We start from the raw sequence: 12,261 nt of genomic DNA on the forward strand, positions 1-12,261 counted from the left end.
TGGTCGAACTCCTCAACGCGACTCGTGCCTCGCCGCTTGATCGTCGTCCGACTAGTCCCGATGGTCGAACTCCTCAACGCGACTCGTGCCTCGCCGCTTGATCGTCGTCCGACTAGCCGGTCGATCCGCCCACGACGGCGTCCTCCGGCGGCACCTCGTCGTCTCCGGAGCCCTGGCCGTCGGACTTGGCCGGTTTCGCGAGCAGGCCAGCCGCCAGTTGGTCGCCGGTGTGGTTGACGTGGATCACGAACGGGCGCACCGCCGTGTAGCGGATCACGCTCATCGACGCCGGGTCTGCGGTGATCCGTTGGAAGCTGTCGAGGTGGGTGCCGAGCGCATCGGCGACGACGGCTTTGATCACGTCGCCGTGCGTGCAGGCGAGCCACAGCACGTCGCCGTCGTGATCCTGTGCGAGCCGCCGGTCATGCTCGCGCACGGCGGCCACCGCGCGTGCCTGCACGTGCGCGAGGCCCTCACCGTCCGGAAAGACGGCCGCGCTGGGCTGCTGCTGCACCACCGCCCACAACGGCTCCTTGACGAGGTCACCGAGCTTGCGCCCGGTCCACGCGCCGTAGTCGACCTCGGAGATGCGGTCGTCGACGATCGGCGTCAAGCCCAGCGCGGCGGCCAGCGGTTCCACGGTCCGCTCGCAGCGCAGCAACGGGGAGCGCACGATCGCGCGGATCGGCAGCGAGCCGAGCGTGGCCACCACCGACTGAGCCTGCTCGCGGCCTTTGTCGTCCAGGTCGACGCCCGCGGAGCGGCCCGCGAGGGTGTGCGCGGTGTTCGACGTCGAGCGGCCGTGCCGCAACAGGATCACGGTCACGTCGCGGCCACCACCCCGGTGCCCAGCAGGATCAGCACCACCGTGCCGAGCAGCACCCGGTACCCGACGAACCAGTACATGCTGTGCCTGACCAGGAACCGCAGGAACCACGCCACCGCCGCGAAACCGACCACGAACGCGATCACCGTCGCCACCAGCAACTGTGGACCGGTGGCGCTCAGCCCCTCACCGACCGGGTGAAAGGCGTCGGGCAGTGAGAACAACCCGGAGGCGAACACCGCCGGGATCGCGAGCAGGAACCCGAACCGCGCGGCCAGCTCGCGGTTCTGGCCGAGGAAGAGCCCCGCGCTGATCGTCGCGCCGGAGCGGGACACGCCCGGCAGCAGCGCAAGGCACTGCGCGAACCCGACGACGACGGCGTCCTTCCACGTCAGCTGCTCGACGTTGCGGGTCTGCCGGCCGACGTACTCGGCAGCGGCGATGACGGCAGAGAACACGATCAACGCGATCGCGATCGCCCACAGATTGCGTGCGGCGGTACGGATCTCGTCTTTGAGCAAGAGGCCGAACACCCCGATCGGGATACTGCCGATGATCACGTACCAGCCCAGCCAGTAGTCGGCGGTGCGGTGCGCGTTGACGAACAGCCCGTTGAACCACGCCTTGATGATGCGGCCGATGTCTCTGGCGAAGTACAGCAGCACCGCGAACTCCGTGCCGAGTTGGGTGACGGCGGTGAACGACGCGCCCGCATCGTCGGCGAAGAAGACCCGCGATGCGATGGCGAGATGCCCAGAGGAGGAAACGGGGAGGAATTCGGTCAGTCCCTGCAGGAGGGCGAGAACGACAACCTGGACCCACGACATCGCCGGCACGTCCGTCACGACGACGACCGTACCGCCCGCGGAGTCAGCGGTTGGCCCGCGCCACCGGCTGCGCGTCGGTCACCGCATCGCGGACCGCGGCCACCACGCTGCGGCGGTCGGTGAGGTCGATGTCGGTCAGCTTGCGGGTGGCCACGGCCACCACGTCCTCCTCGAGCGGGACGGGGCCGGCCAGCCGGGGACGGTAGATCTCCACGATCAGCGTCTGGCGCTCGACATGGAACGAGAAACTCCGGCCGTGGCCGAGCTGGCCAAACCCGCTAGCGTGTACACCAGTGGTGATGTCTTCGACAGCAAACTCTTCCGCGCCCAGTTCGCGGTCTGCGGCCAGGGTCATGATCGCACCATACCGCCGACGCGCGCGCCGGCTGCGGGGGCACGGCGAGCGGCTGGAAACGCAATACGAGCGATCTGCCTAGACTGGCCACTCAGCCGATATCCCGTTCGCACGACCGGAAGCTACCCGTTGCTGCCATTACTAAACGCCGGGAACCGGCTGAGCCCATGGATCGTGGTGCTGCTGGCAGTTGTCCTGGCCGTTCCCGCCTGCTCGTCGGACCCTTCGGACACGGCGACGCCGCCGACCATCGCGCCCGCGCGGGCCGCGGATTCACCGCCGGTGACCAACCGGCCGGACGGCGTCGTGTGGCCGTTGGCCGGCCGTGCTCAGGCAGCGATCGTCGACGCGGCGAGCGGCTCGTTGGCGGTGCTGGCCCCGGGACCGGCTGGCGGCTCGCAGGTCACGGTCTTCTCGCGTTCCGGTGGCATCACCGCGACGGTGCCGCTGCCCGTCGCCGCAACCGCGTTGGCCGGCGACGACGACGGCCACGTCTACGCCGCAGCACGCGGCGGCTATCACCGCATCGACCTCGCCACCGGCGGGGCCACCGAGATTCGGGTCGAGGGACAGCCCGACACCGAATTCACCGCGATCGCCCGCCGCGCGGACGGCAGGATGGTGCTCGGCAGCGCGGACGGCGCGGTGTTCACGCTGAACTCAGACGGCACCGTGGCCGCGCAGCTGAAGATCTTCGCGCGCGTCGATGAGCTTGCCACACAAGGCAATACCGTGGTGGTACTGGATCGCGCGCAGACCTCTGTGACGAGCTTGTCCGAAACCGGCGCCGAGCGCGAACAGTCGTTGCGCGCCGGGGAGGGAGCGACGACGATGGTCGCCGACTCCGCCGGCCGCGTGCTGGTCGCCGACACCCGGGGCGAGGGACTGCTGGTCTTCGGCACGGACCCGCTGATCCTGCGGCAGCGTTATCCGGTGCGTGACGCCCCGTATGGGCTGGCCGGGTCGTCGACGCTGGCATGGGTGTCGCAGACAGCGGCGAATTCCGTCATTGGCTACGATCTGGCCACCGGCATTCCCGTCGAGAAGGTGCGATATCGAACCGTGCGGCAACCGAATTCCCTGGCCTACGACGAAACCTCTGGCACGCTGTACGTCGTGTCCGGAACGGGAGCGGGTGTGCAGGTGATCCCCGACGCGGCGAAAGGCCGGCGGTGACCACCATCAACCGCGGCCGCATGCCACCCGGATGGGATCAGGACCTCTCCGACGACTACGAGTGGATCCCGTTGCGGTTGCCGCCGGACGTGACCCGGGTCAGCGCGTCGACCCGGTTGTCGATCGAAGCCGAGTACCGGGGATGGGAACTGACCCGGGTGCGCCTGTACACCGACGGCTCACGGCGGGTGTTGCTGCGGCGCAAGAAGACCGCCATCGACCGCGCAGGCTTCCCCGAGCAGCCCGCGCAGTGACCCGGTGATGTACCACGCGCTGCGGCGGGTGCTGTTCCTTGTTGCGCCCGAACGGATCCACACCTGGGTGTTCGCCCTGCTGCGCGCCGCCACCTACCTGCCGTGGCCCCGGCGCGTGCTCAAACGGTGGTTGGCGCCGAACGACCCAGCCCTCGCCAGCACTGTGTTCGGGGTCCGGTTCCCAGGTCCGCTGGGCCTCGCCGCCGGTTTCGACAAGAACGGCAGCGGGCTGAACACGTGGGGGGCACTCGGTTTCGGCTACGCCGAGATCGGAACCGTCACCGCGCAGGCGCAGCCCGGCAACCCCAAGCCGCGGATGTTCCGGCTGTCCGACGATCGCGCGCTGCTGAACCGGATGGGCTTCAACAACCACGGCGCAGGCGAACTGGCCGTCAAGCTGACGCGTCACCTCCCCGACGTGCCGATCGGCGTGAACATCGGCAAGACCAAGCTCACCCCGCCGCAGGAGGCCGTGGCGGACTACGCCACGTCGGCCCGTCTGCTTGGGCCGCTCGCGTCCTTCCTGGTCGTCAACGTCAGCTCGCCGAACACTCCCGGGCTGCGTGACCTGCAGGCGGTGGAGTCGTTGCGACCGATCTTGGCTGCCGTGCAGGCCGAGACGTCGACGCCCGTGCTGGTGAAGATCGCACCCGATTTGTCCGACCATGACGTCGACCAAATCGCTGATCTGGCAGTCGAACTCGGCCTCGCCGGAATAGTCGCCACCAACACGACGGTGTCACGCGAGGGGCTGGCCAGCACCGGCGTCGAGGAGCTGGGCCCGGGCGGCATCTCCGGACCGCCGGTCGCGCGGCGCTCGGCGGAGGTGCTGCGGCGGCTCTACCGCCGCGTCGGCGACCGGCTGGTGCTGATCAGTGTCGGCGGTATCGAAACCGCCGACGACGCCTGGGACCGGATCACTTCCGGCGCCTCGCTGCTGCAGGGCTACACCGGCTTCGTGTACGGCGGAGGCCTGTGGGCCAAGCACATTCACGCCGGAATCGCCCAGCGCCTGCACGAGGGCGGGTTCGGGTCGCTGGCCGATGCGGTCGGCTCGGCGGCCGGCCGCTGATCTACTTCTGTTCGTAGGTGGCGTGAATCAGCGCCCGCGCGATCGCGTGCTGGAACAGGTTGAACCCGAGGTACGCCGGCGTGGCGTCCTCCGGCAGGTCGAGCTTCTCGACGTCCACGGCGTGCACCGCGACGATGTACCGGTGTGGGCCGTGCCCCGGCGGCGGGGCGGCACCGATGAAGCGCGGGAGACCGGCGTCGTTGCGCAGGGTGAGCGCGTCGCCCGGCAGGTTGCTGCCGTCCCCCACGCCCTCGGGCAGCTCGGTCGCGGTGGCGGGCAGGTTCGCCACGGCCCAGTGCCAGAAGCCCGACGCGGTCGGGGCGTCCGGGTCGTAGACGGTGACCGCGAAACTGCGAGTCTCTTCGGGGAAGCCCGACCACGTGAGATGGGGTGAGACGTCGTTGCCTCCGGCGCCCATGATGCCGCTGACCTGGTCGTTGCCCAGGGCCTCGCCATCGGCGAACGTGTCAGACGTCAACGTGAATGACGGCAGCTCCGGAAGAAACTCGTAAGGGTTGTACGGGAAAGACACGGGACGCCATTCCTTTCTTCGGTGATCAGCAGTGCAGCAGGAAGTGCTCGAGAACCTGGGTACCGAACCTCAACGCGTCAACGGGTACCCGTTCGTCGACGCCGTGGAACAACGCGGTGAAGTCCAAGTCGGGCGGCAACTGCAGCGGCGCGAACCCGAAGCAGCGAATCGCCAACTGCGCGAACGCTTTTGCGTCCGTACCGCCGGAAAGCATATAGGGCACGATGCGCGCGTCGGGATCCACGGACAGGATCGCACCGTTCATCGCGTCGACCAGGTCGCCGTCGAAGGTGGTCTCGTAGGACGGCAGCTCGGTGATCCACTCGCGGGTGACATTGGGACCGATCAGCTCGTCGACCTCCCGCTCGAAGGCGGCCTGGCGGCCCGGCAGGATGCGGCAGTCCACCACGGCTTCGGCGGAGGCCGGGATGACGTTGGCCTTGTACCCGGCCTTGAGCATCGTCGGGTTGGCCGTGTCGCGCAGGGTGGCGCCTACGACGCGGGCGATCGGGCCCAGCTTGGCGATCGCGCCGGGCAGATCCGGCGAATCGACGTCGAACGAGTAGCCGGTCTCCTCGGTGACCGCCTGCAGGAACTGGCCGACGGCGTCGGTCATCACCAGCGGGAACTCGTGGCGGCCCAGTTTGGCCACCGCCTCGGCGACCGCGGTGACGGAGTTGCTGTCGTGGATCATCGAGCCGTGGCCGGCGTGGCTGCGGGCCGTCAGCTTCATCCACATCATCGACTTCTCGGCGGTCTCGACGAGGTAGAGCCGTCTTTCGCCGCCGTCCTTGCGCGGCACGGTCAGCGAGAAGCCGCCGACCTCCCCGACCGCCTCGGTGACGCCGTCGAACAGGTCGGGGCGGTGCTTGACCAGCCAGTGCGAACCGAACTTGCCGCCAGCCTCCTCGTCGGACAGGAACGCGAAGATCAGGTCGCGCGGCGGGATGATGCGGGAACGCTTGAAGTGCCGGGCGATCGCGATGAGCATGCCGCACATGTCCTTCATGTCGACGGCTCCGCGGCCCCACACGTAGCCGTCGGTGACCGCGCCGGAGAACGGGTGCACGCTCCAGTCGGAGGCCTCGGCGGGCACGACGTCGAGATGGCCGTGCAGCAGCAGCGCTCCCCGGCTGCGGTCGGCGCCCTCGAGCCGGGCGAACACGTTGCCCCGGCCCGGCGCGCCTGCCTCGACATATTCGGTCGTATAGCCGACCTCTTCGAGCTGTTGGGCCACCCAGCGCGCGCATTCCGCCTCGCCCTTGGTGGTGGCGGGTTCGCCGGTGTTGGACGTGTCGAAGCGGATGAGCGCGCTGACGAGGTCGACGACCTCGGCCTCGGCATTGGCAGGACCACTCACAGTCACCATTCGTACCATTGAGCTGCCTGCCGGGTTTGGGTCCGGCCTCGGTGATCCGATAGCCTTAGCTGCCCACAGCAGGTCCGAGTGGCGGAATGGCAGACGCGCTAGCTTGAGGTGCTAGTGCCCTATTAACGGGCGTGGGGGTTCAAGTCCCCCCTCGGACACACGACTGAGGCGAGCGATATGAATGCTCCCCTGGTTCGCCGAGCGTGCGTTCACTGCGAATTTCCGGCCGATTTTTCGCAACCAGCGCACCCTCGACGAGCAGTTCGTCAGTACACGTCCCGCACGTAGCGCTTGGCCGCCACCAGTTCGCGCTTGTAGTCGTGGGCCTGTTCGTGTGACATCCCGCCGTGGGTCTCGATGATCGACGTCAGCGCCGCGTCGACATCCCGGGCCATCCGGGTCGCGTCGCCGCAGACGTAGAAGTGTGCGCCGCCGTCCAGCCAGCGCCACAGTTCGGCGCCGCGATCGATCATCTTGTGCTGGACGTACACCCGTGACGCCTGGTCGCGGGAGAACGCGAGGTCCAACCGGTTCAGATGGCCGTCGCGGGCCATGTCCTCGAAATCGTCGCGGTAGTAGTAGTTCTGGCGACGGTGCTGCTCGCCGAAGAACAGCCAGTTCGGGCCGTGGTGGCCGAGCGCACGCCGCTCCTGCAGGAACCCGCGGAACGGGGCGACGCCGGTACCCGGGCCGACCATGATCATCGGCAGCGAGCCGTCCTCCGGCGGCCGGAAGTGCGGCGAGCGTTGCAGGAACACGGGAGCCGAGGACGCGCGGTCGGCGAGGAACGTCGAACAGACCCCGCCACGGCTCCCCCCGTCGGCGCCGCGGTAGCGCACCACCGACACCGTCAGCTGCACCTCGTGCGGGCTGACCAGCGGGCTCGACGAGATCGAGTAGCTGCGCGGGGTCAGCCGGACCAGCACTTCGCGCCATTCGTCCGGATCGGCGTGCACAACGAACTCCTGGACCAGGTCGAGCCCGTTCCGGCCGCGCAGCCACTTGTCCAGCTTGGCCTTGGGGGCGCGCAACGCCTTGGCGTTGCGGCAGTGTTCGGTGATGAAGCGCAGCAGGTCGGGCGTGACACGGCAGAAGTCGTAGTGGGACACCAGCGCATCGCGTAGCGACTGTTCGACACCGTCCACCTCAATGACATGGTGGCCCGGCATGCCGGTGGCGGCCAGCCACGCATCCACCGTTGCCGGGTCGTTGGTGGCGCACACTCCCAACGAATCGCCCGCGACGTAGCTGATGTCGTGCTGCGAGATGTCGAACCCGAACTGTCGCACCTCTTTTCGCGACGCGGGACCGGTGAGGACCGCGTTGCGTGACAGCGGCACCACGATCGGCCTGGCGCGGGTGAACGGCTGGGCGACGACGGTGTCGGGCCGCGCGAGTGTGGAGACGCTTCCGGCGGTGGGTGAAGGCGTGATGCCGGGATTGAGCAGCGCGGTGACATCATCGGCCCAGCGCTGCATCGGCTCGTCGTCGTGGACTTCACATTCCGCACGGTCGAGCAGTCGGGTGGCTCCGAGAGCTGCCAGCCTGGTGTCGAGCGTCCTTGCGTGCCCGCAGAAGTCGTCGTAGGACCGGTCGCCGATCCCCAGCACCGCGTATCGCAGCCCCGTCAGCGCGGGCGCGTCGGCGCTCTCGAGCCGCCGCCAGAAGCCGGCGCCGTTGTCAGGTGGCCCGCCGTCACCGAACGTGCTGGTGACGATCACGACGTCGCGTGCCCCGATGAGGTCAGCAGGCGACACCTCGTCCATGTTCGCCAGTCGGACCCCGTCCAGCCGGTCGGCCAGCCGCAGCGCGAAGTCCTGCGCGTTGCCGGTCTGGGAAGCCCACAGCACGAGCGGCCCGTCGGCCTCCGGTTCGGCAACTGTGGTGGAGGGGCGGCGAGCGAGCAGTTCGTTGATCCACTGCCGCGCCTCACCGGACACCGGTGCGGAATCCGGCAGCACGGGAACGGCGGCCTGGCTTTCGGCCAACCCGCTGAAAAAGCCCGCCACGTAGAGCGATTCGTGTTCGGTGAGCGTCGGCGATGCGACCGGGCGCAGGCTGACCGCGCACACTTTGAGTTCCGGCTGCAGGGAATCGGGGTCGACGGCGTCGTTGGTCAACGCATTTACTGTCAAATCGACACCATGGTCATCGTTCCAGTGGAACGGCGCGAAACAACTGCCGGGCCGGACGCGGTCGGTGACGACGGCCGGCAGCACCGCACGACCGCGCCGGGATGTGAGCTCGACACGCTGGCGGTCGTCGATGCCCAGGCTCAGCGCGTCGTCGGGGTGGATCTCCACGAACGGTCCGTCATCGAGGTTGTTGAGCGCGTCGACCAGCCCGGTCTTGGTCATCGTGTGCCATTGATGTTGCAGCCGACCGGTGTTGAGCACCATCGGATATTCGTCGTCGGGCAGTTCGCGCGGGTCCATGTGCGGACGCGCGTGGAACACGGCGCGTCGCGTCGGCGTGGGGAACGCCAGTCGCGGCGCGTGTCCGGCGTCGTCGACGAAGTACTCCTGGCTGACGCCGTCGTTGAGGTACCGGATCGGGTGGCGGTCAGCGGCGTCGTCCGGCGGGCACGGCCACTGCACGGGTGTCTGTCGCAGCCGCGCATAGCTGACGCCGCGCAGGTCGTATCCGGTCTTCGGATTCCAGAACCGCCGGATCTCGTCGAAGATCTGCTCGCTGGAGGTGTACGCGAAGTGCTCGCCGAAGCCCATGTGGGCGGCCACGTCGCAGATCAGCTGCCAGTCCGGCCGGGCCTGGCCCATCGCCGGGATGCTCTGCTGCAGCAATGTGAGGTTGCGTTCGGAGTTGACCATCACCGCGTCGGTCTCGGCCCACAGTGCGGCGGGCAGCACGATGTCGGCATAGGCGTTCGTCGCCGTGGTGCGGTAGGTGTCCTGCGTGATGACCAGATCGGCCGCCTCGAGCCCGGCGATGACCGTCGACCGGTTGGCAACGCTGGCAACGGGATTGGTGCAGATGATCCAGCAGGCCTTGATGTCGCCGGCGGCAAGGCCGCGGAACATGTCGATGGTGCCGGGGCCGACGTCGGCCCGGATGGTGCCGCTTTCCAGATTCCACTGGGCCTCGACGAACGCTCGGTCCTCCGGTGAGGTCACCGACCGCTGCCCTGGCAATCCCGGTCCCATGTAGCCCATTTCGCGTCCGCCCATCGCGTTGGGCTGGCCGGTCAGTGACATCGGACCGCTGCCGGGGCGGCAGATCGCACCGGTGGCCAGGTGCAGGTTGCAGATCGCGTTGGTGTTCCAGGTGCCGTGCGTGCTCTGGTTGAGCCCCATCGTCCAGCAGCTCAGCCACTCCCCCGCCTCGGCGATCATCCGTGCGGCGGTCCGGATGTCGTCCTCGGCGAGGCCGGTGATGCCCGCGACCCGCTCGGGGGTGTAGTCGGCGAGGAACGCCGGCATGGCCTCCCACCCGTCGGTGTGCTCTGCGATGAAATCACGGTCGATGTCGCCGTTTTCGACCAGCAGATGCAGCAGCCCGTTGAGCAGCGCGAGGTCGGTGCCGGGTTTGATCTGCAGGAAGAGGTCGGCGCGTTCGGCGGTGGCGGTGCGTCGCGGGTCGACGACGATCAGCTTGGCGCCGGCCTTGAGCCGATCGGCCATCCTCAGGTGCAGGATCGGATGGCAGTCCGCCATGTTGGCGCCGATGACGAAAAACAGGTCGGTGCAATCGAAGTCGGTGTACGAGCCGGGCGGCCCGTCCGCGCCGAGTGACTGCTTGAAACCTGTTCCGGCGCTTGCCATGCATAGCCGTGAGTTGGACTCGATGTGCATTGTGCGCACGAAGCCTTTGGCCAGCTTGGTCGCCAGATACTGTGCCTCGATCGACATCTGGCCCGATACGTAGAGCGCGACGGCGTCGGGGCCGTGCTCGTCGACGATGGCCCGTAGCCGTCGTCCCGCCTCGGCGACCGCGTCGTCGACGGGTGTGGGGACCAGTTCCTCACCGCGCCCGGGGCGCAGGAACGCCGATGACAAGCGTCCGCCGTCGGCGCGCATCATCTCTGTGTGGGTGGTGCCCTTCGTGCACAGCCTGCCGAAGTTGGCGGGGTGCAGTTTGTCTCCGGCGACCCTCGCGATGATCGGCCTGCCGGTCTCGCGGTCGGTCGCCGTGTGCACCTCGATACCGCAGCCAACGCCGCAGTACGAGCACGCCGTCCGGGTCACCATGGGCGTCAGGCGGGCACCGGAGACGCGGCGGTGACGGGCTGCTCGCCCGCGGCGGCCCGCGGCGTCTGCACCCGCAGGAACACGAACCAGGTGACGATCGCGCAGATCACGTAGAAACCGAGGAACACCCAGAAGGCGCTGGTCGCCGATTTCGCGTCGCTGACGTAGGACGCGCGCAGCACGACGTTGATGAATACGCCGCCGAGCGCGCCGATCGCTCCGGCGAAACCGATCAGGGCACCGGACATGCTGCGCGACCAGGCGGCCTTGTCTTCACGGCTCCAGTCGTCGCGGCCCTGCGCCTTGGCCTCGAAGATCGACGGGATCATCTTGTAGGTCGAGCCGTTGCCGAGCCCGGACAGGATGAACAGCAGGATGAACCCGGTGACATAGGCGGCCATCTGTCCGCCGGTGGCTGCTCCCGCAGTGCCGTCGTCGAGCACGCCGGCACTGACGAGGATTCCGGCGGCGAAGATCATCGCGACGAACGTGTAGAGCGTCACCTTGCCGCCGCCGATCCGGTCGGACAGCTTGCCGCCGAGCGGCCGCGCGAGCGAGCCGAGAAGTGGCCCGATGAACGCGATCTGAGCGGCATGCAGCGACGCCTGCGCCGCGGTGTCACCTCCGGCGAGGAAGTTGATCTGCAGCACCTGCCCGAAGGCGAACGAGAAACCGATGAACGATCCGAACGTACCGATGTAGAGAAAGCTCATCACCCAGGAGTGCTTGAACCGCAACGCCTCCGCCATCGCACTGATGTTGGACCGCTGGTTGCCAAGGTTGTCCATGAACAGCGCCGCGGCCAACGCGGCGAGCGCGATCAGGACAAGGTAGATGGCGCAGACGATTTCGGGCGCGGTGTTGCTCACTGCGGCGATCACCAGCAGGCCCACCAGCTGGATCACGGGCACGCCGATGTTCCCGCCGCCGGCGTTGAGGCCGAGCGCCAAGCCTTTCAGCCGCTGCGGGTAGAACGCGTTGATGTTCGTCATCGACGAGGCGAAGTTTCCTCCGCCGAAACCTGCGACGGCCGCCACCACCATGAACGTCGTGTAGGACGTGCCGGGGTTCTTCATCGCCCACAGCGTCAGCACCGTCGGGATGAGCAGCAGCAGGACACTGACGATGGTCCAGTTGCGACCGCCGAATTTCGCGGGGGCGACGGTGTACGGGATGCGCATGAACGCACCGACCAGGGTGGGCATCGCGACCAGGTAGAACTTGCCGGCGGCGTCGATGCCGTAGACGTCCTGCGGCATGAACAGCACCATCACCGACCAGATCGACCACACCGAGAAGCCGACGTGCTCGGCGAAGATCGACCAGATCAGGTTGCGCCGGGCGATGGCCTTACCGCCTGCTTGCCACGCCTCGACGTCTTCGGCGTCCCAGTTCTCGATGGTTCGGCTGCGATTCGCGATCTTCACGTTCATGACGATGACCGCAGGCCATTCCGCCGCAGTTGCACGTCGATGACCGAAACGTCAACACCCGCTCACACAGGCGTCGAATCGCCGTGCGGACCCCCGAAACGCATCGGAAACAAATGTGGCGTGGGTTACTTCGGAGACTTCAGAAGGGTGGTGGGTCGTTGGTGTAGCGGGTGGTGTTGATGGCGCGTTCGTGGTGGATGCGGTAGGCGCGT

10 protein-coding genes and 1 tRNA gene are annotated in these 12,261 nt (G+C 67.9%); 4 read left to right on the forward strand and 7 right to left on the reverse strand.

Annotated elements, in window-relative coordinates; translation table 11 throughout:
* Positions 1–112 precede the first annotated feature (112 nt).
* The 3 genes from A5663_RS08205 to A5663_RS08215 are packed head-to-tail and all read right to left on the reverse strand — an operon-like array spanning position 113 to position 2,008.
* Positions 113–826 carry a histidine phosphatase family protein gene (locus A5663_RS08205; protein WP_068146531.1) on the reverse strand — a complete coding sequence of 238 codons (714 nt, stop codon included), beginning with the start codon at positions 824–826 and terminating at the stop codon, positions 113–115.
* The gene (locus A5663_RS08210; protein WP_068146556.1) at positions 823–1,653 is read right to left on the reverse strand and encodes an undecaprenyl-diphosphate phosphatase; all 831 of its coding nucleotides are present in this window, start codon (positions 1,651–1,653) and stop codon (positions 823–825) included. Before A5663_RS08210 ends, A5663_RS08205 begins: the two co-directional genes overlap by 4 nt.
* A gap of 43 nt (positions 1,654–1,696) precedes the next feature.
* Positions 1,697–2,008: a hypothetical protein gene (locus A5663_RS08215; protein WP_068146534.1), complete on the reverse strand. Its 312-nt coding sequence runs from the start codon at positions 2,006–2,008 to the stop codon at positions 1,697–1,699.
* 174 nt (positions 2,009–2,182) lie between these two features.
* On the opposite strand from A5663_RS08215, the gene A5663_RS08220 reads away from it, so the two are divergent.
* From A5663_RS08220 to A5663_RS08230, 3 genes are read left to right on the forward strand one after another with little or no spacing between them, the layout of a single operon-like run.
* Positions 2,183–3,184, forward strand: a complete 1,002-nt coding sequence (locus A5663_RS08220) for a hypothetical protein (protein ID WP_156744387.1) — start codon at positions 2,183–2,185, stop codon at positions 3,182–3,184.
* Entirely contained in the window at positions 3,181–3,438 is a 258-nt protein-coding gene (locus A5663_RS08225) for a DUF5703 family protein (protein WP_068146537.1), read from the forward strand. The genes A5663_RS08220 and A5663_RS08225 overlap by 4 nt, the downstream gene beginning before the upstream one ends.
* A 7-nt stretch (positions 3,439–3,445) precedes the next feature.
* Positions 3,446–4,510, forward strand: a complete 1,065-nt coding sequence (locus A5663_RS08230; RefSeq protein WP_068146562.1) for a quinone-dependent dihydroorotate dehydrogenase — start codon at positions 3,446–3,448, stop codon at positions 4,508–4,510.
* A gap of 1 nt (position 4,511) precedes the next feature.
* Here A5663_RS08230 and A5663_RS08235 read toward each other — a convergent pair whose 3' ends face one another.
* Both A5663_RS08235 and A5663_RS08240 read right to left on the reverse strand, forming a co-directional pair.
* Positions 4,512–5,042, reverse strand: coding sequence for a YbhB/YbcL family Raf kinase inhibitor-like protein (locus A5663_RS08235; protein ID WP_068146538.1), 531 nt, complete (start codon positions 5,040–5,042; stop codon positions 4,512–4,514).
* Positions 5,043–5,067: 25 nt separating this feature from the next.
* A complete protein-coding gene (locus A5663_RS08240) occupies positions 5,068–6,411 on the reverse strand; it encodes a M20/M25/M40 family metallo-hydrolase (protein ID WP_197503334.1) in 1,344 nt (447 codons plus the stop codon).
* A gap of 72 nt (positions 6,412–6,483) precedes the next feature.
* On the opposite strand from A5663_RS08240, the gene A5663_RS08245 reads away from it, so the two are divergent.
* Positions 6,484–6,569: transfer RNA gene (locus A5663_RS08245), tRNA-Leu, on the forward strand.
* Between the two features lie 108 nt (positions 6,570–6,677).
* On the opposite strand, the gene A5663_RS08250 is transcribed toward A5663_RS08245, so the two are convergent.
* Positions 6,678–10,616: a bifunctional nitrate reductase/sulfite reductase flavoprotein subunit alpha gene (locus A5663_RS08250; protein ID WP_197503335.1), complete on the reverse strand. Its 3,939-nt coding sequence runs from the start codon at positions 10,614–10,616 to the stop codon at positions 6,678–6,680.
* Between the two features lie 5 nt (positions 10,617–10,621).
* On the reverse strand, positions 10,622–12,049 hold the full coding sequence (locus tag A5663_RS08255; RefSeq protein ID WP_068146542.1) for a NarK/NasA family nitrate transporter: 1,428 nt from the start codon (positions 12,047–12,049) through the stop codon (positions 10,622–10,624).
* Positions 12,050–12,261: the final 212 nt, after the last annotated feature.

The organism is Mycobacterium sp. E740 (assembly GCF_001672895.1).
Classification (GTDB): domain Bacteria; phylum Actinomycetota; class Actinomycetes; order Mycobacteriales; family Mycobacteriaceae; genus Mycobacterium.